This is a genomic window from Streptomyces sp. NPDC005805 (assembly GCF_040630445.1).
Taxonomy (GTDB): Bacteria; Actinomycetota; Actinomycetes; order Streptomycetales; family Streptomycetaceae; genus Streptomyces.
The window spans coordinates 1-24,710 of sequence record NZ_JBEXXN010000038.1; the positions used below are offsets into that span (position 1 = coordinate 1).

Here is a 24,710-nt window from a genome sequence, read left to right on the forward strand (position 1 = left end):
GCCCCCCCACCACCACCCCACCCCCCCCCCCCCGCCCCCCGCGGGGGCGGTCACCTTCTGCCGCCCGGAGCTGCCGCGTCTCCTGCCCCGGAGGCCCGCCCGGCGCCCCTAGCGTGGAGGTCACGGAGGCGAGAGGAACCGTTCGCCCCGGTCTCTCGGACCTTCACCGGAGGAACTCAGCATGCCCCCCAGCAGAACGGACGACCTGCTCGACGGCGGGCCCTCGCCCGTCCCCGCGCCGCCGGTACTCGAACTGATCGCCCACCAGGTGCGCACCCGGCCCGGGGCCACCGCGCTGGTCCACGGCGACGACCGGCTCAGCTACGCCGCCCTCGCCGAGGCCGTCGGGGCACGGGCCGCGGAGCTCGCCGCGCGGGGAGCGGGCCCCGGCCGGCTGGTCGCCCTGCACCGGCCGCGCGGCATCGAGGCGATCGTCGGCCTCCTCGCCGTCCTGACCACCGGCGCCGCCTATCTGCCCCTCGACATCCAGGCCCCCGACGCCCGCAACGAGGCCATCCTCCGGGACGCCTGCGGCGCGACCGCGCCCACCCCCGCCGAGGTCGCCCGCCACGGTGAACTCGTCCTGGACGGGCCGGGCGCGGGGGAGGGGGCCGCCTACGTCATCTACACCTCCGGCTCCACCGGCACCCCCAACGGCGTCGTCGTCGCCCATGACTCCCTCGCCCACTTCATCGCCGGCGCCACCCCCGCCTACGGCATCGGCGCCGCCGACCGGGTCCTCCAGTTCAGCCCCCTGCACTTCGACGCCAGCATCCAGGAGATCTTCACCACCCTCGGCGCGGGCGGCACCCTCGTCCTGCGCACCGAGGACATGCTCGACATCGGCGAACTCCTCACCGGCTGCGCCCGCCACGGCGTCACCCTCCTCGACCTGCCCATGGCCTACTGGCACGAACTGGTCCATGTGCTGACCACCGGCTCCGTCCGCCTGCCCGAGGGCCTGCGCACCGTGATCGTCTACGGCGAGGCCGCCCTCCCCGAGCGGATCGCCCAGTGGCGCACCCTCGTCGGCGACCGCGTCCGGCTGCTCAACGCCTACGGTCCGACCGAGGCCACCGTCGTCGCCACCGTCGCCGACCTCACCCGCCACGACGGCGGTCCCGTCCCCATCGGCCGCCCCCTGCCCGGGGTGCGCGCCGCCGTCGTCGCCGGTGAACTGTGGCTGCTCGGCGGCGGGCTGACCCGCGGCTATCTCCACCGGCCCGAGCTGAACGCCCGCCGTTTCACCACCCTCGACGGCGAACGCGCCTACCGCACCGGCGACCTGGTCACCATCGGCGAGGACCGCCAGATCCTCTACCACGGCCGCCTCGACGACGAGGTGAAGATCGGCGGGCAGCGCATCGACCCCGCCGCCGTCGACTCCGTCCTCGCCGGGCACCCGGCCGTCCGCGAGGCCGCCGTCGTCGCCCAACAGGACGCCGACGGCGTCAAGCGGCTCGTCGCCTTCGTCGTCACCGACGGCGGCACCGGCGCCGAGGAGCTGCGCGACCGGGTCCGCGAACGGATGCCGGCCGCCGCCGTGCCCACCGTCGCGACCGTCGTCGCCCTGCCCCGCACCAGCTCCGGCAAGATCAACCGGAAGGCGCTGCGCACCGCCGACCCGCGTCTGCCCGTCGTCCACGAGGGGCCCCTGTCCGCCGGGGACCGGGTGCCGCTCTCCCACGCCCAGCGGCGGCTGTGGCTGGTCAACCAGCTCGACGGACCCTCCGCCGCCTACAACATGCCGATCGTCCTCCAGCTGGCCCAGGCCCCCGACCGGGCCGCCCTCGCCGCCGCCGTCACCGACCTCGTCGAACGGCACGAGGTCCTGCGCACCGTGTTCCTCGCCCCCGACGACGAGCCCTACCAGCACGTCCTCGCCCCCGGCGCGGTCCGGCTGCGTACCGTCGAGTGCCCGGCCGGGGAACTCGACGCGCAGGTCGCCCGGTTCACCGCCGGGACCTTCGACCTCTCCCGCGAACTCCCGCTCCGGCTGGCCCTGTTCCTCCCCGACGAGGGGCCCGGCGCCACCCTCGCCGTGCTGCTGCACCATGTCGCGGGCGACGGCTGGTCCCTCACCCCGCTGATGACCGACCTCGCCGACGCCTACACCGCCCGCGCGCGGGGCCGCGCCCCCGAGGGGGAGCCGCTGCCCGTCCAGTACGCCGACTACACCCTCTGGCAGCACGACCTCCTCGGCGACCCCGCCGACCCCGGCTCCCTCACCGCCCAGGGCCTCGACCACTGGCGCACCGCCCTCGCCGGCCTCCCCGACGCCACCGATCTGCCCCTCGACCGCCCCCGGCCCGCCGCCCGCACCCACCAGGGCGCCACGGTGGAGACCGAACTCGAACCGGCCGTCCACGCCCACCTGGTCCGTCTCGCCGAGGAGCACGACGCCAGCCTGCTCATGGTCCTCCAGACCGCCCTGGCCCTCACGCTGCGCGCGGCCGGGGCGGGGGAGCGGGTCGCCCTCGGCACCCCCGTCGCCGGACGGGACGACGAAGCCCTCGACGCCCTGGTCGGCTTCTTCGTCAACACCCTCGTCCTGCCCACCGACACCTCCGGCGGCCTCCCCTTCGGTGAGCTGCTGGACCGGGTCCGGGAGAGCGACCTCGGGGCCTTCGCCCACCAGCGCATCCCCTTCGACCTGCTGGTCGAACACCTCAACCCGCCCCGCACGCCCGGCGTCCACCCCCTCTTCCAGGTGATGCTCACCCTGCGCACCGCCACCCCCGAGGAGGGCGCCTTCCGCTTCGGCGGCATCCCCGGCACCTTCGCGGGCGACGGCCCGGCCACCACCAAGTTCGACCTGACCGCCGCCTGCACCGAACTCCGCGACGCCGACGGCACCCCCGCCGGTCTGCGCCTCGCCCTGGAGTACGCCCACGACGTGTTCGACGCGGACGGCCCCCGGGTCCTGCTCGCCGCCCTGGAACGCGCCCTCCGCCTCGCCGCCGAGCACACCGGCGACCCGGTCCGCGACGAGCTGCTCCTCCCCGCCGCCGAGCGCCGCGCCCTGGACGAACACCGCGCCCGCGCCGCCGCGACGGCCGCCGGAGCGGCGGCGGCCGAGGCAGCCGCCGCGCAGACCGCCACCGAGCCGCCCGCCGAACACGTCGACACCCTCTGCGCGATGTTCGCCGAGGTCCTCGGCCTGGACCGGGTCGGCCCCCACGAGGGCTTCTTCACCATCGGCGGCCACTCCATGAGCGGCGTCCGCCTCGCCAACCGCATCCGGGCCCGCCTCGGCGCCGACATCCAGGTCCGCGACCTGCTGCTCGCCCCCACCCCCGACGCCCTCGCCCGCCGTATCGCCGCCTCCGCCCCCGCGCACCCGGACAGTCCCGCCCCCGACGGCCCGGACACCGGCCCCGCGAGCGCCCCCGACCGCCCCCGGCCCGTCCCGCGCGCCGACCGGCCCGAGCGCGTCCCCCTCTCCTACGCCCAGCGCCGCCTGTGGTTCATCGACACCCTGGAAGGCCCCAGCGCCTCCTACAACATCCCCCTCGTCCTGCGGCCCGCCGAACCCCTCCACGCGGAGGCCCTGGCCCTGGCGCTCGCCGACCTCTGCGACCGGCACGAGGTGCTGCGCACCCGCTACCGGGCCGTCGACGGCGAACCCCACCAGGAGATCCTGCCCGCCGCCCAACCCGCCCTCGACGTCCGGACCGTCCCCGCCGCCGAACTCCCCGCGGCCGCCGCCGAGGCCGCCGGACACGCCTTCGACCTCGCCGGGGAGATCCCGCTGCGGGCCGCCCTCCTCACCCCCGACGACGGCAGCGGCCAGGTCCTGGTCCTGCTGGTCCACCACATCGCCGCGGACGGCTGGTCCACCGGCCCCCTCCTCGGAGACCTCGCCACCGCCTACCGCGCCCGCGCCGCGGGCCGCGCGCCCGAACAGGAGCCGCTGCCCCTCCAGTACGCGGACTACACCCTCTGGCAACACCTGCTCGCCGACGGCCCCGACGCCGCGACGCACCGGGAGTTCTGGGCGAAGACCCTGGCCGGCGCCCCCGCCGTCCTCGACCTGCCCGCCGCCCTCCCGCGCCCCGCCGAGGCGAGCCACCGCGGCGGCCACGCCCCCGTCACCGTCGACGCCGCCACCCACCGGGCCCTGGAAGCCCTCGCCCGGGACCACGGCGCCACCCTCTTCATGGTCCTCCAGGCCGCCCTCGCCACCGTCCTCACCCGGCACGGCGCCGGCACCGACCTGCCGCTCGCCACCATGACCGCCGGACGCGACGACGACCACCTCACCGGACTGGTCGGCTTCTTCGTCAACACCCTCGTCCTGCGCACCGACACCTCCGGCGACCCCGCCTTCACCGACCTCCTCGACCGGGTCCGGCGGACCGACCTGGCCGCCTACGCCCACCAGGAACTCCCCTTCGACCGCCTCGTGGAACACCTCAACCCCGTCCGCACCACCGCCCACCACCCGCTGGCCCAGGTCGTCGTCCAGCTCCACCACGACTACGCCCGGGGCGTCCCCGGCGCGGACACGGCACGGAGCCTCTTCCGCGAGGACGCGCCCGCGCTGCTGGACACCGTCACCACCAAGTTCGACCTGACCTTCGCCCTCACCGAGCGCCGCGACCCCCGGGGCGGGCCCGCAGGACTCGCCGGCGGACTGGAGTACGCCAGGGACCTGTTCGACGCCCCGACCGCCGCCCTGCTCGCCGCCCACCTGGAACGCACCCTGCGCGCCGTCGCCGCCGACCCCCGGCTGCGCCTCGGGGACGTGCCCCTGCTCACCGACGCCGACCGGTTCCGCCTCACCGGCGACTACAACGACACCGCGACCGTCGTCCCCGACACCGGCACCGTGCCCGAGCTGATCGCCCGCCGGGCCGCCCGCACCCCCGACGCGCCCGCGCTGATCACCGACGAGGAGACCGTCCCCTACCGGGACCTCGACACCCGCGCCGACGCCCTGGCCGCCCGGCTGCGCACCGCCGGAGTGCGGCGCGGCGACACGGTCGGCGTCCTGCTGGAACGCGGGGTCCCGCTGGTGGTCACCGCCCTCGCCGTCCTCAAGTGCGGCGCCGCCTATCTGCCCCTCGACCCGCGGCTGCCCGAAGCCCGGCTGCGGCTGATGCTGGCGGACGCCGGCGCGGCTCTGGTCGCCACCGACACCGACCGTGCCGGGTCCCTGCCCGGAGCCGCGCTGTGCCTGGTGGACGCCCCGGAGACCGCCGGCCGGGAAAGCCCCGCCCCGCAGACCGCCGGCCCGGAAGACCCCGCCCCGGAGGGCGCCGGAGCCGACGACCTGATGTACGTGATGTTCACCTCCGGCTCCACCGGCCGCCCCAAGGGCGTCGGCGTCACCCACCGCAATGTCGTCGAACTCGCCGCCGACGGCGATGTCACCCGGGGCGGACCCCACCGGATGCTGTTCCACTCCGCCACCGGCTTCGACGCCTCCGTCTTCGAGATCTGGGTGCCGCTGCTGAACGGCGGGAGCCTCGTGCTGATGCGCGGCGACGGCACCGACCTCGCCGAAACCGGCCGGGCCGTCCGCGAACACGGTGTCACCCGCGCCTACTTCACCGTCGGCCTCTTCCATGTGATGGCGGACGAGGGCCTGGACACGCTGCGCCTGCTGCGCGAGGTGTGGACCGGCGGCGACGTCGCCGCTCCCGCCGCCGTCGCACGCGTCCTCGCCCACTGCCCGGACACCGTCCTGGTCCACTCCTACGGGCCCACCGAGACCACTTTCGCCTCCCACAACCAGTGGTTCACCACCGGCGAGCGCACCCTGCGCGGCACCGGCCTCCACCTCGGCCGGCCCATGGACAACACCCGCAGCCATGTCCTCGACGCGGCCCTGCGGCCCGTGCCGCCCGGTGTGCCGGGGGAGCTGTACATCGCCGGGTCCCACCTCGCCCGGGGCTACGCCGGGCGGCCGGACCTGACCGCCGAGCGCTTCGTTCCCGACCCCTTCGAGGCGGACGGCAGCCGGATGTACCGCACCGGCGACCGCGTCCTGTGGACCCCGGCGGGCGAACTGCGCTTCCTGGGACGGGCGGACGGCCAAGTGAAACTGCGCGGCGTCCGCATCGAACCCGGCGAGGTCGAACGCGCGCTCGCCGCGCACCCCGCGGTCGGCCAGGCGCTCGCCGTGGTCCGCGAGGACCGGCCGGGCGAGAAGGCCCTCGTCGCCTATGTCGTCCCCCGCGCCGACGACGCGGTCACGGGCGCCGAACTCCTCGCCGAGGCACGGGCCGTGCTCCCGGAGCACCTGGTGCCCTCCGCGGTCGTCGTCCTCGACGCCCTGCCGCTGACCGCGAACGGCAAACCGGACCGCGCCGCCCTGCCCGCCCCCGCCCGGCCCGCCGCCGACGCCGGGCGGGCGCCCCGCAACGCCCGCGAGGAGGTGCTGTGCGGCCTGTTCGCCGAGGTCCTGGGCGTCAGCCGGGTCGGCATCGACGACAACTTCTTCACCCTGGGCGGCCATTCGCTCCTCGGTGTGCGCCTGGTCAACCGGATCCGCCGGGTCCTGGGCGTCGAGCGCACCGTCCGCGACCTGTTCCGCGCGCCCACCCCGGCCGGGCTGCTCGGCTCGCACGACGACGGCACCGCCGCCGCCCTCGGGGTGCTGCTGCCGCTGAGCACCCGCGGCGCCCGCCGCCCGCTGTTCTGCGTCCACCCCGGCACCGGCGTCGGCTGGGCGTACGCGGGGCTCGCCCGCCACCTCGGTGACGAGCAGCCGCTCTACGCCCTCCAGGCCCGCGCCCTGAGCGACCCCGGCCACCGGCCGCGCAGCGTCGAGGAGATGGCCGACGCCTATCTGGAACGCATCCGGGAGGTCCAGCCCTGGGGCCCCTACCGGCTGCTCGGCTGGTCCTTCGGCGGACTCGTCGCCCACACCATGGCCGTACGCCTGAGGGAGGCGGGCGAACGGGTCGAACTCCTCGCCCTGATGGACGTCCACCGGACCGGACCCGGCAGCGTCTCCGTCCTTCCGCCGGAAGCGCGGCCCGCCGGACGGGGGCACGCCGGACCGGAGCCGACCGGACCCGGGCCCGCCGACCCGGAGCCGACCGGACCCGGCCCCGCCGACGACCTCGCCGCCGCGATGGACCGTGTCCGCCGCGAGGACCCCGTCCTCGCCGGCTTCTCCGCCTCGGAGCTGCGGGCCGTGCTCCGCGCCTCCGAGACCCACGCGGCCCTGATGGCCCGCCATGTACCGGGCGTCGCCGACACCGACGTCCTGTTCTTCACCGCCCGCCGCCCCGGGGAGCCGGACGGCGCCCTCGCGGCCACCTGGATTCCCTTCACCGAGGGAACCGTCGAGAACCACACCCTGGAATGCGACCATCTCCGCATGGCCGAACCGGAACCTCTCGAAAACATCGGAAGAATCGTCGCGGAGAAACTCTCCGCCGCCGAGAAGAAGGAAATGAGGACCCAGCCATGAGCGATTCCGTCAACCCGTTCGACAATGCCGAGGGTGTTTTCCACGTCGTCGTGAACGACGAGGGCCAGCACTCCCTGTGGCCCGCCTTCGCGGACGTCCCGGCCGGCTGGACCGGCGTCTGGGGGCCGGGGGAGAGGGACCAGGCCCTGGAGTACATCACCGCCAACTGGACCGACATCCGCCCCCGGAGCCTCGTCGCCCAGTACGCCTGACCCCTTCCCCGGAAGGAACCGCCCAGGGCGCCGTGCCCCGCATCCACGCGGGGTACGGCGCCCTTTCCGTATGCCCGGCGAATGATTCCCGGTGAATTGATTCCCGGCGCCCAAAGTGCCGGTCCTTGCTGCCGCTTCGACTTCCCCTCGCGCATTCCCCGGAAAACTACTCTTCCGGTATGAAGATTCTCCTGAGCGGAACCGCATCGGATTCCCACACCTGGAATCTCGTGTACCTCCGTCTCTTCCTTGAGGAACAGGGGTACGAGGTCGTCGGGCTCGGCCCGTGCGTGGACGCCGAGCTGCTGACCGCCGGCTGTCTGCGGCACGCGCCCGACGCCGTGGTGCTCAGCAGCGTCAACGGCCACGGCTACCGCGACGGCCTCGCCGCCGTCCGCCGGCTGCGCGCGGAACCCGCGCTCACCGGCCTTCCCGTGGTCCTCGGGGGCAAGCTCGGCGTCGCCGGCCACCGCCAGGAGGCGGACGTGGCCCGGCTGACCGAGGCCGGCTGCGACGCGGTCCTCGGCGAGGACCTGGACGCCCTGCGCCGCTTCCTCGCCGCCCGCGCCCACCGGGAGGTGCCGGCTTGACCGCCCAGGCCCCCGCCGCCCCGGCACCAGTCCCCGCCTCCTTCGGCGGCTTCGTCGCCGCCGCCACGGCCGCCGGCCGTCTCGTCGTCCAGCCCCGCATGGGCTTCGGCGACCCCGGCCGGATGCGGTCCGGACTCGCGCGGACGAAGGCGGCCACCGCCCACACCGCGGGCACCCTGACCGTCGACAGCTACACCCGCGTCGGCGACCTCGCCGGCGCCCGCGCCGCCGTGGCCGAGGGTGGCACCGGCCTCAACGGCTACCCGATCGCCGCCCACTCCCCGGACACCACCCGGGCCGTCCTCCACGGGCTGGCCGGCCCGGACTTCCCCGTCCAGGTCCGGCACGGCTCCGCCCGCCCGGCCGCCATCGTCCGGGCCCTGACCGCCGCCGGACTCGACGCCACCGAGGGCGGGCCCGTCTCCTACTGCCTGCCGTACGGGCGCACGCCCCTGCGGGAGTCCGTGGACGCCTGGGTCCGCGCCTGCGAACTCCTCGCCGACGGTGCGCGGCCCGGGGCCGTCCCCCATCTGGAGAGCTTCGGCGGCTGCCTCCTCGGCCAGCTCTGCCCCCCCGGCCTGCTGGTCGCCACCAGCCTCCTGGAGTGCCTGTTCTTCGTCCGCTTCGGCCTGCGCAGCGTCTCCCTCAGCTACGCCCAGCAGACCGACCCGGCCCAGGACGAGGAGGCCCTGCGCGCCCTGCACCGGCTCGCCGCCGAGTTCCTGCCCGCCGACGTGGACCGGCACGTCGTCCTCTACACCTACATGGGCGTCTACCCGCGCACCGAACAGGGCGCCCTCCGCCTCCTGGAGGCGTCCGCCCGGCTGGCCGTGCGCTCCGGCGCGGGCCGGCTCATCGTCAAGACCGCCGCCGAGGCCCACCGCATCCCCGGCGTCGGGGAGAACGTCCGCGCCCTGGAGACCGCCGCCGCGGCCGCCGCCCTCGCCCAGGCCCCCGGCCGCGAGGACGCGGGCGCAGACGGGCACGGGGAGGTGTACCAGGAGGCGCGGACCCTGATCGAGACCGTCCTCGGCCTCCACCCCGACCTGCCCCGCGCCCTGACCACCGCCTTCCGGCGGGGGCTGCTGGACGTCCCGTTCTGCCTCCACCCCGACAACGCGGGCCGCTCCCTGGGCTTCATCGACCCGGCCGGCCGGCTGCGCTGGGCCCGCACCGGCGCCATGCCGATCCGCCCCGACACCGCGGCCGGCGCGGCCCCCCTCACCTCGGACGGCCTCCTCGCCGCCCTCCACCACGTCGCCGGCCGCTACGACGACCCCCGCCACCGGGACCGCGACGACGGCCACGACCGGCCGCCCGCCACCCCGCTCACCGTCTGACCCCGCACACCAGCCGCACCAGCCGCACGAGACGTACGTCCCGCACCACCCGCACCGCCCGCACGAGACGCACGTCCCGCGCCACCCGCACCAGCCGTACGAGACGCACGTCCCGCGCCAGCCGCACCGCCCGCCCCGCCCGCACCGACACCCGCCCCGCCCGAACCCCGAACAGGAGCCCCCGTCATGGACCAGCCCCTCCCCGCCGGCGCACCGGCCGCCGCCGTCCCCCCGCTGGGCGAGCACCTGCGCTCACCCCGGCTGCGCTCCGCCATGCTCGTCCAGCAGGAGGCCCTGTTCGCCGCCCGCGCCTATCTGCGCGGCGAGGGCTTCACCGAGCTGCTGCCGCCCATCGTCGGCCCCGTGACCGACCCCGGCGGGCGCGGCGCCAAGGCCCTCGACGTCGACTACTACGGGCACCCGTACAAGCTCATGACCAGCGCCATCCTCTACAAGCAGGCATCCCTGCGCGGCTTCCCCCGGCTCTTCTACATCGCCCCCAACGTCCGCGTGGAACCCGAGGAGACCGCCGGCACCGGCCGCCACCTCGTGGAGTTCCACCAGATCGACGTGGAGATCGCCGACGCGAGCCGCGAGGACGCCCAGGAGATCGCCGCCGGGCTGCTCACCCACGTCAGCGAGCACGTCTGGACGGCCGTCCCCGGCATCCTCACCGAACTCGGCCGCGCGGAGGCCGACTTCGCCGACGTACGCGCCGGGAAGTACGACGTCCACACCCACCAGGAGGCCGTCAACCGCCTGCTCGCCGCCGGCCACCCGCAGAACCCGGACGGGGAGATCGACTGGGCCGGCGAACGGCTGCTCTCCCTGGAGACCGACCGGCCGTTCTTCCTCAACGACTACCCCAAGGGCTCCCGCGGCTTCTACGACCGCGAGGACCCCGAACGACCCGGCGTCCTGCGCAACTTCGACCTGATCGCCCCGCACGGCTTCGGCGAACTCGTCTCCGGCAGCGAACGCGAGGCCGACTACGCCACCCTCGTCACCCGGATGCGGGAGAGCGGCGAGAACCCCGCCAAGTACGCCTGGTACCTCAAGGAGGCCCGCGACGGCATCCCCGCCAGCGCCGGCTTCGGCATGGGGCTCCAGCGCCTGGTCCGCTTCCTCACCGGCCTGGACGCCCTCTGGCAGGTCAGCGCCTACCCCAAGCTCCCCGGGGTGGTGGCCCCGTGACCGCGCACACCCCCACCCCCACCGCAACCCCGACCGGCACCCCCGTCGCCCCCCTCGCCGCTCCCGGCCTCCCCGAGGCGGCGATCCGCGCCCGCGCCCGGCGCGGCACCGCCGAGGTCTTCCCCGCCCCCGCCGCCTACGGCACCCGGCTCCTCGGCCCGTCCACCGCCGCCGAGCAGGCGGCCGTCGCGGGCGACGCCCTGGACCGGGCCCGGATCGTCCCGCCCGTCTTCATGCCCGAGCGCCTCGAAAAGCTCATCGACCTCGCTCGTGAACCCGAGTTCTCCGACGTCGAACTGGGCACGCGCGTCGGCGGGTTCACGGCCCGGCTGCCGCTCTACCTCTCCGCCTTCGGCTCCACCCGCGCGGGCAGCGGCGACCTCGCCGTCCACGCGAGCCGGCAGGCCGCCCGCCTGGGCATCCCCATGGTCATCGGCGAGAACATGGTCCCCGTCCACGGCTACCGCCGGGCCGGCGAGGCGCTGCGCTCCGCCCTGCGCGCCCGGGTCGAGGCGTACCTCGACGCGGTGCCCGACGGCGCCGGCGGCATCGTCGTCCAGCAGTCCACCGAGGACGCCGACTCCGAGGTGTGGAACCTCCTCTACAGCGACCCCGCCTTCCGGCCGCTGCTGGAGAGCGGCCGGCTCGCCTTCGAGCTGAAGACCGGTCAGGGCGCCAAACCCGGGCTCGGCGGCATGACCGTCGTCGACCGCGCCGAAGGCGAACGGCTCGCCGGGCGCTTCACCGTCCGGGAGGTCTTCGGCCCGGACGACGGTCACCGGCTGCGCTGTGCCACGCCCGGCACCTTCACCGACGAGATCCTGCGGCAGCAGCTCCGGTTCATGCGCAACAACTTCCCCAAGGCCCGCACCTGGGTGAAGTTCCACCCCGGCCGGGACATCGACCGGGCCGCCCGCACCGCCTGGGCCGCCGGTGCCGACGCCGTCACCGTCGACGGAGCCGAGGGCGGCACCGGCTGGGCCCCCGGCGTCTTCCTCGACCACGTCGGCCTGCCCCTGGCCGAGTGCCTGCGCCGCATCGGCCGGCCGGACGGCTGCCTCCTCGCCTCCGGCGGTGTCTGGGAGGGCGGCCGCGCCGTGCGCGCCCTCGCGCTGGGGGCCCGCGCGGTCGGCCTGGGGCGCGCCGCGCTGCTCGCCGTCGACGAGGACCCGGACCACGGCCTGGAACGCCTGGCCGACGCCCTCGCCCTGGAACTGCGCCTGCTGGTCAGCGCGTTGGGCAAGTACACGGTGGGGGCTCTCGCCCCGGAGGACCTGTGGTGGCCCGACGGACACCCCGGCCCGGCCCCCCAACCGGCCCCCCAACCGGCGCCCGAGCCCGGTGCGGCGCACGGGCCCGGTGCCGCGCAAGGCAGCGGCCCCGGTGCGGCCGGGGCCGCGGGGACCGGGCACCGGCCTGCCGGGGGCACCCCGTGAGCCCGCACCACCGGCGGCAGCCCGGCACGAGCACCCGCATCCCCACCCGCCGCACGGTCCACGCCCGGTTCTCCGTACGGGAGATCCCCGGCATCGCCGTCACCGCCCACGGCGACGGCGGTGACGGCGACGGCGGCGGCGGCCCGGCGGACGGCGAGCTGGCCGCCTCGGCCCGCCGCACGGCGCAGCGCGCCCTCGCCGAGGCGGGCCGGGGTTACCTCGGCGGCCGCGTCGAACTGCGCACCCCCGGGCCCCCGACCCGCCACCCGGGCCACCACCACCGGCCCCTGGCCCGTACCGCCGAACGCACCCGCCGCCGCGCCGCCGACCGGGCCGTGCGCCGGGCCGCCGACCGCGCGGTGGCCCTCGCCGTCGCCGCCACCCTCCGGGGCGAGACCGGCGACATCCGCGTCCGGCTGCGAACCACCGCCTGACGAAGCCGAGTTCAGACTCCGCCCCACCCGATGCCCCGCGTCCCGCACCCCGCCACCGCGCACAGAAAGCCGAATCCATGGGATCGTCACCCGCCGCCCGCACCCCGGGCGGCTCCGCGTCCGCCGTCGACTGGCCCCGCGTCAGCAGCCTCGTCTTCGGCCAGGCCGCCGTCCAGGCGGGCAGCTTCGCGCTGCTGATCGCCATGAGCTGGACGGCGGTGGAGCTGGGCGGCCGAGGCGCCGTCACCTTCGTGACCCTCGCCGCCACCGTCCCCCGCGCCCTGCTCCTCCTCTTCGGCGGCGCGCTCACCGATGTGCTCGGCCCGCGTGCCGTCCTGCTGCGCGCGACCAGTGTCCGCGTCGCCGTCCTGGTGGCCGGGGCGCTGGTCACCGTCACCACCGAGACCCTCTGGCCCCTCGTCGTCATCGCCCTCGTCGACGGCGTCCTGCTCGGCCTCACCGGACCCGCCTCCGGCGTCCTTCTGCCCCGGCTCGCGCCGCAGGACCAACTCGGCCGCGCCAACTCCCTGTTCTCCATGGCCCTGCGCCTGGCCCCCATCGCGGGGTCGCCCCTGGGCGCCTGGCTCGTGGTCGTCGGCGGGCTGCCCGCCGCCATGACCGCCGCCGCCGTGGGCTGCGTCCTCTGGCTGGGTTGCGCCGCCCATGTCACCCACGGCATGCCCCGGCCGGAACGGTCCCCCCAGGGGCCCTCCCTCGTCCGGCGCTCGGGCGACGGCTTCCGGCTGCTGGCCGCGCACCCGCGACTGCGGTGGATGTTCGTCGCCTGCTTCGCCATGGACCTGGCCTTCCTCTGGCCGGCCGAGATCGCCCTGCCCCTGCGCGCCTCCGAAGAGGGCTGGGGCATCGGCGCGGTCGCCCTCGTGCTGGCCGCGTTCAGCGCCGGGGCGCTCGCCTCGGCCGCGCTGGGCGCCGCCCTGGCCCACCGCATTCCGGCGCGCGTCAAGCTGGTGGTCACCGGGGCGGGCCTCGCGGCCGGGATGGGCGCGATGGCCCTCGTCCCCTCGCCCGGCCTCCTCGCCGCCACCGGCGCCGCCGTCGGACTCCTCTCCGGCCTCAACGGGCCCGCCCTGGTCACCGCGTACCAACAGGCCGTCCCCGAGGGCCGGATGGGCGCGGCCATGTCGACCTTCGCCCTCTCCGGCATCGGGGCGGCGCCCCTGTCGCTCGCGGTCTTCACCCCGGTCTCGCTGCACCTCGGGGTGACCGGCACCTGGCTGCTCTGCGCGGGGCTGGCGATGCTCTCACCGATCGCCGCGGCCGTCGCCCTGCGCGGTCGGCCCGCCGGGGAGGACCCCGCCGGTGAGCCCCCCGAAGCCCCTGCCCTCGACGCTTCCGACTCGCCCGCCACCGATCAGCCGACGACCGGGGACCGGACCCGCACCGCGCCGGAGCCCACCGCCACGACCGTATGAGGCAGCCATGATTCCGCTGGTCGTCCCACCATCGCCCGACATCCCGCGAGCAGGTTCGCCACCACCCCTCCGCCCGCCCGCCGGCGTCCTGCTCCCCGGCCCCCTCCCGCCCCTCCCGGCCCCGCTGCCGCGACTGCCCGCCGTCCGCCCGCCGCGCCCGCACCTGTGGCTGGTGGAGACCGACACCCACCGGGACAGCGTGTTCCGGTACGCGTCCCTGGTCCTGGACGCGGCCGAGCTGACGCGCAGCGAGGAGTTCCGGCGGCCCATCGACCGGGCCACCTACCTCTGCGCCCATGTGGGGCTGCGCCGGCTGCTCGGCGCCCATCTGGGCATCGCCCCGCGCAGCGTGCCGATGGGCCGGGCGCCGTGCCCCTGCTGCGGCGAGCCGCACGGGCGCCCGGTGCTGCCGGACGGGCGGCTGCACTTCTCGCTCTCCCACTGCGAGGGGCTGAGCCTGATCGCCCTCGCGGCCGTCCCCGTCGGCGTGGACATCGAACGCGAACCGCCCCCGCACACGGTCACGGAGGCGGCCGAGGTCCTCCACCCGGCGGAGGCTGCGGAACTCGCCGCGCTGCCCCCGGGCCGCCGCCCGGCCGCGTTCGCCCGGATCTGGACCCGGAAGGAGGCGTATCTGAAGGGGCTGGGCGTCGGCCTGGGAGCCGACCCGTCCGCTGACTACGTCGGCTCCGGGCCGCTCCCCACCGGGCCGCCGGGGTGGCTGCTGTCCGACGTCACCGTCCCGCCCGGCCACCACGCGGCGGTGGCCCTGCGGGGCTGACCGGGGGCCGACCGGGACGCGCCACGCACCTGCGCCCCGGTCGGCCCCCTCGCCTCAACCGCCCCGTACCCGGGGCCCGGAGGCGCGGCTCACGCACTCGCAGCCGCACCCGCACCGCTCCGCGACGCAGCCGCCACCTCCGCCGCCACCGCGAGCGGGTCCGATGGCGGCCTGCCCAGCAGCTCCGCGAGGGCCGGGTCGGTCCCGCTGAGGAATCCATGGCGTACTCCGCTCGCGAGGGAGACCAGCATCGGCGGCTGGAACGGCAGCAGTCCGGTGTCGGCGAGCAGCCGCGACCGGTACGCGCCGAGCCCGATCGTGCGGTGCGGCACGCCGAGCCGCGCGGCCACGTCCTCCGCTGTGATCGGCCGGCCGACCAGCTCATGGACCTGCCCGGCGTGGGCGTCCGGCGCGGCCGCGACGATCGCCGCCGCCTCGGCCAGGTCCCGCCGCGCGACCGCCGCCAGGGCACCCGCCCCGAACGGCGACTCGACCCCGTCCGGCGTCCAGTTGAGCAGCGCGCCGAAGAGTTCGGCGTACAGCCCGTTGCGCAGCACGGTCCACCCCAGGCCACTCGCGCGGACCAGCCGCTCGGTGGCTCGGTGGGCGAGCGCGAACCCGAGGTGGTCCCCGGCGCCGGTCACACTCGTGTAGACGAGGTGGCCCACGCCGTCCCGCACGGCGGCCTCGACCACGGCGGCGTGCCGTGCGACGACCCGGTCGTCCTCCGCGTACCCGGCCGAGACCAGGACCAGGGTGGTGACGCCCGCCAGATCCAGACTGCCGGGATCGTCGAAGTCCAGCCGCCGCAGGCCGTCCCCGGCGGAGCGGCTGCCGCCGATCGCGGGCACGCCCCGGGACGCCAACGCGTCGAGCACCAGGGACGCCAACTGCCCGCTCGCTCCGGTCACCATGATCATCGATGGACTCCTCGGTGGTCTGTTCTGCGGCTCTCCCGCGGTTCTCTTCGGTAACCGCCGATGAGATCGTGGATCGGTGACCAGGGACCCACAAGGAGGCAGTTCCGTGTCAGTGAGGCACACCGATGTGACCACGGCGGCCGCCGAGTTGGAGCCGTGCGGGCAGCCGGACCACCCCGACTGCGGTATCCGCGACGTCCTCGACCGCGTCGGGGACAAGTGGTCGGTACTGGTGGTCGTGGAACTGGCCGGCGGACCACGCCGGTTCCGCGAGATCCAGCGCGCCGTGGACGGGATCTCCCAGCGCATGCTCACCCTCACCGTGCGGCGGCTGGAACGCGACGGCCTGGTGACCCGGACCGTCTACCCGACCGTCCCCGCCCAGGTCGACTACCGCCTCACCGCCACCGGCGCGAGCCTCACCCACCTGGTCAAGGCCCTCGCCGACTGGTCCCTCACGCACCGCGACGCCATCGCCGACGCCCGCCGGGCCTACGACGCCGAGCACCCCGGCCACGACATCCGCTGACGGGCCGGGGTGTCCCGGCGCCGAACACCACCCCGGCCTGCGAGGATGAGCCCGCTCCCTCGCCCGTCGCCCCCCGCCGGTCGCCCGTCGCCCGCCGCCCCGCCCGCTCCTGCGAGTCGCCGTGATCGCCCTCCTCGTGCTGCTGTCCCTGCTGTTCCTGTGGGCCGTCGTCTCGGACCGGCTGGCCCGCTGGAACATCACCGCGCCGATCACCTTCGCCGTGGCCGGGATCGTGCTCAGCGGCGGGGACGACCCCGTCGTGCCGCTGGACATGGACACCCACACCTTCCAACGGAGCATCGAACTGGTGCTGGCGGTGATGCTGTTCACCGACGCCACCGAGGCGCGGGAGTACGCCCGGCTGCGCGAACCGGTGGGGGAGGGGCGGCTGCTGGGACTCGCCCTCCCTGCCTCCCTCGGCCTCGCCGTCCTCGCCGGGGCCCTGGTCTTTCCCGGCACGGGCTGGTGGCTGCTCGCCGTCATGGCCCTCGTCGTCATGCCCATGGACCTCGCCCCGATCATGGCGTTCCTGCGCGACGGCCGGGTGCCGCTGCGGGTGCGGGCCGCGCTCAACATCGAGGGCGGCTTCAACGACGGCCTGATCTCGCCCCTCTTCGTCTTCTGCGTCGCCAACATCGTCTCGGCGGAGGGCGACTCCTTCGCCGACCTCCTCCTCAACGCCGGCAAGGGCGCCCTGTACGCGGTCCTGGTCGGCACCGTCCTCGGCTGGACGGCCTCGCGCCTGGTGAGCGCGGCCCTGGAGTCCGGGTGGGCCCGGCCCGCGAGCCTGCGACTGGCCGCACTGGCGGTGCCCTTCGTGACCTACGCGGTCTCCGTACTGATCGGCGGCAACGGCTTCGTCGCGGCCTTCGTCGCCGGGCTCTGGTACGCGAACAGCGTCTCCGTCACCGGCCACGCATCCCTCGAACTGGTCCACGACACCAGCCATCTGATGGCCTTCGCGGCCTGGTACGCCTTCGGCTCGCTGGCCACCGAGGCGTTCGCCGACGGGATCACCCCCGGCATCCTCCTCTACGCGGCCCTGGTCCTCCTCGTCGCGCGGTTCCTCCCGGTGGTGCTCGCCCTCATCGGCACACCGTTCAGCCTCCCCGAACGGCTCGCCATCGGCTGGTTCGGCCCACGCGGCGTCACCTCCGTCGTCTTCGCGGTCCTCGCCTACCTCGAACTGCCGCCGGACGACGCGAATCTCGTGGTGAAGGCGGCGATGGCTACGGTCCTGCTCAGCGTCGTCGTCCACGGCGCCACCGCGGAACCCGCGGCCCGCCGCCTCGCGCGCCTGAACGCCCACCCTGCGGCCCCGCCCCCGTCGACGGGCAGCGGCTGACCCCGCCCGCTGTCCTCTACCTGTCCCCGTCCTCTACCTGTCACCCGTCCCCCGGGGCACGGCTGGCACTGCCCGTCCCCCGGAAAAGCGCAGCGCCTGGGTGGCCGAGAACACGACGAGCAGTGTGAGACAGGTACTCGCCATGAGAATGCGCTGGCCCACCCCCGCTGTCGAGAGGGCCGCGAACGCCAGTACCAGGGGAACCGCGAGCAACGAGAGGCCGGTGGCCGTCAGGAGCGAGCGCCGGTGCGGAGAATCCAGGGGTGTGCGGAGAAACGCCCGGCACGTGATCAGCGCTGCCGCCGGAAAGGCCAGGAAAGCGATGTTCCCCGCCACGGCGTGCACGATTCCCGAACTTCCAGCTGTTTCCTCGGAGGCGATGGGAAAGACGGCGGACAGAATGTCGCAGACGCCGTACACCGCAAGCAGCGCAGGGGCGGCCGTGGTGCCCGTACTCCACCGGAGCGCCGCCGCTGCCGCGAACGCCGCCACCGATTTCATCAGCACGGCCATGACGAATACCGAGCCGAGCGGTCCGTGGAAATACCGGCTGGTCTCGTGGGTCGCCCAGTCCAGATCGCTCGCGAGATGCAGCATGCCCATGAGAGCTACATACAGGGCGACGGCCCCAGAACCGATCAGCACGACGATTCGGGGACACGTGGGACGGCGGGTTTCCGGGGCGTCGAGGAATTCCCGACCGACCGTGCCGAAAGGTTTTCTAGCGGGCATGGGAAAAGGCTAGCAAGCCCTCCGCGGACCACATGAGTAGTGGATACTCAGGAACCCCGGGAGGGCCGTCCGGCCGGCTCAGAACCCGTCCGTGAACCGCTGCTTCGCCACCAGCTCCCCGTCCCGGAAGCAGAACCGGAAGACGGTCGAGACGTCGTCCGGGTCGTCGGAGGCGAAGTGCCGGCAGGTCGCGCCCTTCGGCTTCGGCGGGCCCATGTCGTGGAGGTCGGCGGTCAGGAAGGAGTCCTCGGCCGGGAGCTGGTCCTGGACGTCCTTCTCCGGGTCGCCGGGCTGCACGGACTCGTAGACGTCCGGCGGAATCGTGGCCTTGCTCAGCTCGTCCAGCAGCGCCCGCACACCCCAGAACGCCAGGGCCACCACGCTCACGAGGAGGACGACGGCGGTGCCGGCGCATCCCAGGACCAGGTTCTGCCTGCGGTTCAGGATGGCGCCGAACTCCGGCCGGGGAACGGCCTGAGCCGCCGTCATCCCCGCCTCCGGCACCACCGGGGTCAGGTGCTCGAAGGTGTCGGAGGGCAGGTCGTCCGGGTGGGGGCGGGCCTCGCCGGGCCCGGTGGCACAGGGCAGCATGGCCGCGATGCGGAACCCCCCGTCCGCGGTCCGGCCCGTGTGCACCATGCCCCCCACGAGCCGGACCCGTTCCTCCAGGCCGGTCAGCCCCTGGCCACCGCTGACCACCGCCGGGGCGGCGGATGTCCTCGTCGGCGGGGGGCCGTTCACCACCTCCACGATCAGGGTGTCGGACTCGTACCGCAGGCCGACGCTGATCGGTGCGCCCGGGGCGTGCTTGTGCGCGTTGGTCAGGCCCTCCTGCGTCACCCGGTAGGCCGCGTGGCCCGCCGCCGGGGCCAAGGCCAGTTCCGGGCCGGACCGGTGCACATCGACCGTCGCGCCCGCCGCCCGGGACGACGCGACCAGCTCGTCGATGGACGCCAGAGCCCGGGCCCCCGGCTGCTGCGGCGCGCTCTCCGCCGCCGACGCGTGCCCGGCCCCGGGCGGTGCACCCGCCTCGCCCGCCCCGGCCGCCGAGTGGGACGCCGGCGCCGGATCGTCCCGGGACTCGCGCAGGATCCCGACCGTCTCCCGCAGCTCCTCCATCGCGGCCACCGAGGCGTCCCGCAGGATGCCCACCCCTTCCCGCTGCCGCTCCGTGAGATCCGGATCGACCTGGAGGGCGCCCGCGTGCACGGAGATCAGGACCAGCCGGTGCCCGAGACTGTCGTGCATGTCCTGCGCGATACGGCCCCGCTCCAGCAGCCGCGCCTGCCGCGCGACCAGCGCCTGTTCGCGCACCAGCTGCTCGTTGGTGCGCCGCAGGGCGTCCAGCAGCGAACGGCGCTGCGCCCGGTACCGCCCGGCCAGGCCGGGCAGGATCGCCAGCACCAGGAACGCCGCCGTGCTGAGCGCGCCCGTGACGAGCGGAAGATCCGCGTCGGCACGCACCTCCTCGTAGGCGGACGAGCCCGCGAAGAGGAGGAGCGCACCGCCGTACGCGGCCGCCATCCGCCCCAGGCGCGCGATCCGGCTCCCTGCCGACCAGCTCACACAGGGCAGCAGCAGCGTCACCGCGGGCAGCGCCGCGACCGCGCCGGCGGAGACGATCAGGGCCGTCCCCGGCAGGACACGTCGGGCCAGGCTCAGCGCGGCGACACCCAGGACGACGAAGGGGGTGCGCAGGCCGGGGCCGTCCGCCATCGCGTCGAACAGTCCCGCGGTCACGGCGAGGACGGCCGCGAGTACGGTCTCCCCGGCGATCCTTGCCGGGCTCCACGGCGGCACGGCGGCGAACCGATCCTTCAACGGCCCCGCGATCCGGGTGGTGAGCGTTTGGTGCACTGTCACGCGTCGACGATAGTGACCGCCCGCGATCACCACATCATCCTCGGGCGGGAGCCGCCCGCGACGAAAGTGAACAACGCCGGGCCGCCCACGCGCCGCTGAGCCCCCGGCCCGCGCGCCTTTCGTCGTGGCCGGGCCGCGACTTCCGGGAGCCGATCCGCCCCTGGCCCGCAGGCCGTCGCGCCGGACGCCCTGGAGTGACGCCCGGCCGCCGCCGTCACACCGTGTCCGGCCGCAGCCCGGCGTCCCGCGCGAGCAGTGCCGCCTGCACCCGGTTCTCGCACCCGAGCTTGGCCAGGATGCGGCTGACGTACGTCTTCACGGTGGCCTCGCTCGCGTGGAGCTGCCGGCCCGTGTCCGCGTTGGACAGCCCCTCCCCGAGCAGCGCGAGCACCTCGCGCTCCCGCGCGGTCAGCCCGTCGAGACGCTGCCTCGCCTCCTCCGCGCGGGCGGTCGCCCCCGGTGGCGAGGAGAGCGAGTCGACCACATGCCGGGTGGCCGGCGGCGAGAGGTACGCGTTCCCGCCCGCCACCGCCCGCACGGCCTGGATCAGTTCGGCGGGCGCGGAGTCCTTGAGCAGAAACCCCGCACTGCCCTGCCCGAGCGCCCGCAGCACGTTCTCCCGCTCACCGAACGTGGTGAGTATCAGCACCCGCACCCCCGGCGCCACCCGCCCCAACTCGGCCAGCGCCGTGAGGCCGTCCATCCCGGGCATCTGAATGTCCAGCAGCGCGACATCGACGCCCCCGCCCCGCCCCAACCGCACGGCCTCCCGCCCGTCACCGGCCTCAGCGACCACCGAGATGTCCTCGGCCGAGGTGAGAATCGCCCTGATACCGGCCCTGATGAGCGGCTCGTCATCGGCGACGAGAACCCGGATCACACGGCCTCCTGCGCGGTGTCGGTCGGATGGGGGATGGGGGATGGCACAGCGCAGCCATCATGCCCTGAACCGGCCGCCGCTCCGACCCCGCAGATCCGACCGCAGATCCCGCCGCGGGCCGCGCCCCTAGAAGAAGCCGAGCTTCTTCGGCGAGTACGACACCAGCAGATTCTTCGTCTGCTGGTAGTGGTCCAGCATCATCTTGTGCGTCTCGCGCCCGATCCCCGACTGCTTGTACCCCCCGAACGCCGCGTGCGCCGGGTACGCGTGGTAGCAGTTGGTCCAGACGCGGCCCGCCTGGATCGCGCGGCCCGCGCGGTAGGCCGTGCTGCCGTCGCGGGTCCAGACGCCCGCGCCGAGGCCGTACAGGGTGTCGTTCGCCGTGGTGATCGCGTCGTCGAAGCCGGTGAAGGAGGTCACCGCGACGACCGGGCCGAAGATCTCCTCCTGGAAGACGCGCATCCGGTTGTCGCCCTCGAAGACGGTCGGCTGGACGTAGTAGCCGCCCGCCAGGTCGCCGCCGTGGTCGATGCGCTGACCACCCGTCAGGATCTTGGCACCCTCCTGCTGGCCGATGTCCAGATAGGAGAGGATCTTCTGGAGCTGGTCGTTGGACGCCTGCGCGCCGATCATCGTGTCCGTGTCCAGCGGGTGGCCCGCCACGATCGCCTCGGTGCGGGCGATGCCCGCCTCCAGGAACTCGCCGTAGTGGCCGCGCTGGATCAGGGCGCGCGACGGGCAGGTGCACACCTCGCCCTGGTTGAGGGCGAACATCGTGAAGCCCTCCAGTGCCTTGTCGCGCAGGTCGTCGTCGGCCGAGGAGATGTCGTCGAAGAAGATGTTGGGCGACTTCCCGCCCAGCTCCAGGGTGACCGGCTTGATGTTCTCCGAGGCATACTGCATGATCAGCCGGCCCGTCGTCGTCTCGCCCGTGAACGCGATCTTCGCGACGCGCGGGCTGGACGCCAGCGGCTTGCCCGCCTCCACGCCGAAGCCGTTGACCACGTTCAGCACACCCGGCGGCAGCAGGTCCGCGACCAGGCTCAGCCAGACATGGATCGACGCGGGGGTCTGCTCCGCCGGCTTCAGGACCACCGCGTTGCCCGCCGCGAGCGCGGGCGCCAGCTTCCAGGTCGCCATCAGGATCGGGAAGTTCCACGGAATGATCTGCGCGACCACGCCCAGCGGTTCATGGAAGTGGTACGCCACCGTGTCGTCGTCGATCTCGCCGATCGAGCCCTCCTGCGCGCGGACCGCCCCCGCGAAGTAGCGGAAGTGGTCGATCGCCAGGGGGATGTCGGCCGCCAGGGTCTCGCGGACCGGCTTGCCGTTGTCCCAGGTCTCGGCGACGGCGAGCCGCTCCAGGTTCGCCTCCATCCGGTCCGCGATCTTCAGCAGGATGCCGGCCCGTTCCGCCGGCGAGGTGCGGCCCCAGGCCGGTGCCGCCGCGTGCGCCGCGTCGAGCGCCTTCTCGACGTCCTCCTCCGTGCCCCGCGCGATCTCGGTGAACGGCCGCCCGTCCACCGGGCTCGGGTTCTCGAAGTACAGGCCCCGCGCGGGCGGTACGTACGCACCGCCGATCCAGTGGTCGTAGCGGGACTCGTACGAGACGACCGCGCCGTCGGTGTTCGGCTGTGCGTATCGGGTCATGCCCTGGCCTCCCGGTCGGGCGCCGTCCGCCGTCGGGCGGCGCTCGGGGAGGAGGCTAGGCGGGCGGACGTTGCAACCCGGTTGCGCACCGGCGGCCCGGCCGCGCCCGCCCCGTGCCCGTCACGCCCACGCCCGCCCCGCACTCCGGCCCGTCACGCCCGCTGCCCACCCGGCCGGTCACGCCCGCTGCCACGCGTCCAGTTCCGCGATCCGCGCGAGCGCCGGCGCTCGCCGGGCCGGGGGCAGCGCGGCCGCCAGCGCCCGCCACGCAGCCAGGTCCTCGCCGCCCCACCGGCTGTACGCCCAGTCCGCCAGCAGCGCCGGGTCCCCGCGCGCGACGAGCGCCGCGCGCAGCCCGTCCTCCAGCCGCCCGCGCAGCCGGACCACCGCCGGAGCCGCCGACCGGGGCAGCAGCGGCCCCGCGTACCCGGTGAGCGCGTCCGCCACCGACCCCGACGCCAGCCGCCGCGCGACCCGGTCGAAGTCGGCCTCCACCGGCGCCGCGAACCGGTACGGCCGCGACCGCAGCAGCTCCGGGCCGAGCAGCCGCCGCAGCCGGGAGAGTTCGGCGCGCAGCGTCACCGGGGTGACCGCCTCGTCCTCGTACAGCTCCACCAGGAGTTCGTCCCCGCCGATGCCCTCCGGGCGGCCCGCCAGGACCACCGCGATCTCGCTGTGCCGCCGGCTCAGCCGGATCCGCCGGCCCCGGGCCGTGAGCAGTGCCTCGTCCCGGCCCAGCGCGGTCAGCCGCAGGGACTCGGCCGGGGGAGGGGGCGCCAGCAGGGCGAGCTGGGCCTCGGCCGCCCGGGCCACCGCCCCGACGAAGGCCAGACTGTGCGGATGGGCCAGCCGGTCGCCGCCCGTGATGTCGACGGCCCCGAGCAGATGGCCGGTGGCCGGGTCGTGGACCGGGGCCGCCGCGCAGGTCCACGCCTGCACGGGCCGGCGGAAGTGCTCGGCGGCGAACACCTGGACCGGCCGGCCCACGGTGATCGCCGTCCCCGGGGCGTTGGTGCCGGCCGTCGTCTCCGACCAGCGCGCCCCGGGCACGAAGTTCATCCGGCCCGCCTTCGCCCGGGTCGCGGCCGGTCCCTCCACCCACAGCAGCCGCCCGTGCGCGTCGCACACCGCGACCAGGTGCTCGCCGTCCCGCGCGTAGGCGCCGGTCAGTTCGCGCACCAGGGGCATCACGGCGGCGAGGACATGGCCCGCGCGGTACGCCTCCAGGTCCTCGTCCCCCAGCTCGACGCCCGCCACGCCCTCGGGGCTGACCCGGGCCGCCGCCGATCTGCGCCAGGAGTCCGCCACTTCGGGCCGCACGGGGATCTCCACCCGGCCCGCCGTCAGATACGCGTCGTACGCCCGCCGCAGCGCCGCGCTCCGCTCCGCCGGATCGGCGCCGGGCTCCAGGGCCACCCATGGGTTGCTCACGTCGGCCTCCTCCGTGCCCATCGTGGACCCGCGGCCGGGCGGCGACAAGCGTCCTGCGCCGCCCGGCCTTCGGCCGCCTCCCGGTTCTTAGGGGGCGTCCGCCGTCAACGCCGCGAGGGCCGTCGCCGGATCGGGGGACGGCGGGCCGCCGGGCGCCCATGCCGTGCCCTCCCGGACGAATGCCCACCAGCGCCCGTCCGGGCCGAGCCGGAGCTGCGCCCCGGTGCCGACCACGGTCCAGCGACCGGCCCCGGCCGCGCGCAGCCGGGGCCGGGGCCCGTCCTCGCCCCAGGCGCTCTCCAGGGCGTCGGCCGCGCGGGCGAGCAGCGCCGCGTCAGGGGTGAACCCCCCTTCCAGGACGGCGAGTCCGGCCGCTCCACCCTCCCGCCAGGCGCGCACCGCGAGGTCCATCCCGGCGCGGGTCCGGCCGGTCGCGGCGGCCAGTCGGGACACGACACCCGCGTACCGCCCCGAGTCCGGGCCGCCGCGAGCCGGACCTGCGTCCGGACCCGAG

17 protein-coding genes and 1 pseudogene are annotated in these 24,710 nt (G+C 75.3%); 11 read left to right on the top strand and 7 right to left on the bottom strand.

Annotated elements, in window-relative coordinates; genetic code table 11:
• The first annotated feature begins 181 nt into the window (after positions 1-181).
• The 9 genes from ABZ457_RS20720 (at position 182) to ABZ457_RS20760 (ending at position 14,846) form a co-directional block, all read left to right on the top strand.
• On the top strand, positions 182-7,426 hold the full coding sequence (locus tag ABZ457_RS20720) for an amino acid adenylation domain-containing protein (RefSeq protein WP_359159227.1): 7,245 nt from the start codon (positions 182-184) through the stop codon (positions 7,424-7,426).
• Positions 7,423-7,638, top strand: a complete 216-nt coding sequence (locus ABZ457_RS20725; protein ID WP_018849247.1) for an MbtH family protein — start codon at positions 7,423-7,425, stop codon at positions 7,636-7,638. Before ABZ457_RS20720 ends, ABZ457_RS20725 begins: the two co-directional genes overlap by 4 nt.
• A 179-nt stretch (positions 7,639-7,817) precedes the next feature.
• A complete protein-coding gene (locus tag ABZ457_RS20730; RefSeq protein WP_359159230.1) occupies positions 7,818-8,228 on the top strand; it encodes a cobalamin-dependent protein in 411 nt (136 codons plus the stop codon).
• A complete protein-coding gene (locus tag ABZ457_RS20735) occupies positions 8,225-9,568 on the top strand; it encodes a methylaspartate mutase (protein ID WP_359159232.1) in 1,344 nt (447 codons plus the stop codon). Before ABZ457_RS20730 ends, ABZ457_RS20735 begins: the two co-directional genes overlap by 4 nt.
• 186 nt (positions 9,569-9,754) lie before the next feature.
• Positions 9,755-10,762, top strand: a complete 1,008-nt coding sequence (locus tag ABZ457_RS20740) for an asparagine synthetase A (protein WP_359159234.1) — start codon at positions 9,755-9,757, stop codon at positions 10,760-10,762.
• Positions 10,759-12,198 carry a glutamate synthase-related protein gene (locus tag ABZ457_RS20745; protein WP_359159236.1) on the top strand — a complete coding sequence of 480 codons (1,440 nt, stop codon included), beginning with the start codon at positions 10,759-10,761 and terminating at the stop codon, positions 12,196-12,198. Before ABZ457_RS20740 ends, ABZ457_RS20745 begins: the two co-directional genes overlap by 4 nt.
• Positions 12,195-12,632, top strand: coding sequence for a hypothetical protein (locus ABZ457_RS20750; RefSeq protein ID WP_359159238.1), 438 nt, complete (start codon positions 12,195-12,197; stop codon positions 12,630-12,632). The genes ABZ457_RS20745 and ABZ457_RS20750 overlap by 4 nt, the downstream gene beginning before the upstream one ends.
• A 77-nt stretch (positions 12,633-12,709) precedes the next feature.
• On the top strand, positions 12,710-14,065 hold the full coding sequence (locus ABZ457_RS20755) for an MFS transporter (RefSeq protein WP_359159240.1): 1,356 nt from the start codon (positions 12,710-12,712) through the stop codon (positions 14,063-14,065).
• A gap of 7 nt (positions 14,066-14,072) precedes the next feature.
• Positions 14,073-14,846 carry a 4'-phosphopantetheinyl transferase superfamily protein gene (locus tag ABZ457_RS20760; RefSeq protein WP_359159242.1) on the top strand — a complete coding sequence of 258 codons (774 nt, stop codon included), beginning with the start codon at positions 14,073-14,075 and terminating at the stop codon, positions 14,844-14,846.
• 89 nt (positions 14,847-14,935) lie between these two features.
• On the opposite strand, the gene ABZ457_RS20765 is transcribed toward ABZ457_RS20760, so the two are convergent.
• Positions 14,936-15,766, bottom strand: coding sequence for an NAD(P)H-binding protein (locus ABZ457_RS20765; RefSeq protein WP_359159244.1), 831 nt, complete (start codon positions 15,764-15,766; stop codon positions 14,936-14,938).
• Positions 15,767-15,872: 106 nt separating this feature from the next.
• On the opposite strand from ABZ457_RS20765, the gene ABZ457_RS20770 reads away from it, so the two are divergent.
• Together ABZ457_RS20770 and ABZ457_RS20775 are read left to right on the top strand one after the other, a co-directional pair.
• Complete coding sequence (locus ABZ457_RS20770; RefSeq protein WP_359159246.1) at positions 15,873-16,295, top strand: helix-turn-helix domain-containing protein; 423 nt, start codon at positions 15,873-15,875, stop codon at positions 16,293-16,295.
• A gap of 121 nt (positions 16,296-16,416) precedes the next feature.
• Positions 16,417-17,640 carry a cation:proton antiporter gene (locus ABZ457_RS20775; protein ID WP_359159248.1) on the top strand — a complete coding sequence of 408 codons (1,224 nt, stop codon included), beginning with the start codon at positions 16,417-16,419 and terminating at the stop codon, positions 17,638-17,640.
• A 33-nt stretch (positions 17,641-17,673) separates the two neighbouring features.
• Here ABZ457_RS20775 and ABZ457_RS20780 read toward each other — a convergent pair whose 3' ends face one another.
• From ABZ457_RS20780 to ABZ457_RS20805, 6 genes and pseudogenes are all read right to left on the bottom strand, one after another.
• Positions 17,674-18,372 carry a DUF998 domain-containing protein gene (locus ABZ457_RS20780; protein WP_359159250.1) on the bottom strand — a complete coding sequence of 233 codons (699 nt, stop codon included), beginning with the start codon at positions 18,370-18,372 and terminating at the stop codon, positions 17,674-17,676.
• Positions 18,373-18,450: 78 nt separating this feature from the next.
• Complete coding sequence (locus tag ABZ457_RS20785; RefSeq protein ID WP_359159252.1) at positions 18,451-20,235, bottom strand: histidine kinase; 1,785 nt, start codon at positions 20,233-20,235, stop codon at positions 18,451-18,453.
• Positions 20,236-20,449: 214 nt separating this feature from the next.
• Positions 20,450-21,115 carry a response regulator transcription factor gene (locus tag ABZ457_RS20790; protein WP_359159254.1) on the bottom strand — a complete coding sequence of 222 codons (666 nt, stop codon included), beginning with the start codon at positions 21,113-21,115 and terminating at the stop codon, positions 20,450-20,452.
• 126 nt (positions 21,116-21,241) lie between these two features.
• Positions 21,242-22,765 carry an aldehyde dehydrogenase family protein gene (locus ABZ457_RS20795; protein ID WP_359159256.1) on the bottom strand — a complete coding sequence of 508 codons (1,524 nt, stop codon included), beginning with the start codon at positions 22,763-22,765 and terminating at the stop codon, positions 21,242-21,244.
• Between the two features lie 177 nt (positions 22,766-22,942).
• Positions 22,943-24,196, bottom strand: a complete 1,254-nt coding sequence (locus tag ABZ457_RS20800; protein ID WP_359159258.1) for a GAF domain-containing protein — start codon at positions 24,194-24,196, stop codon at positions 22,943-22,945.
• An 87-nt stretch (positions 24,197-24,283) separates the two neighbouring features.
• Positions 24,284-24,710 (bottom strand): annotated as a pseudogene (locus ABZ457_RS20805) (SWF or SNF family helicase); the annotation flags it as partial.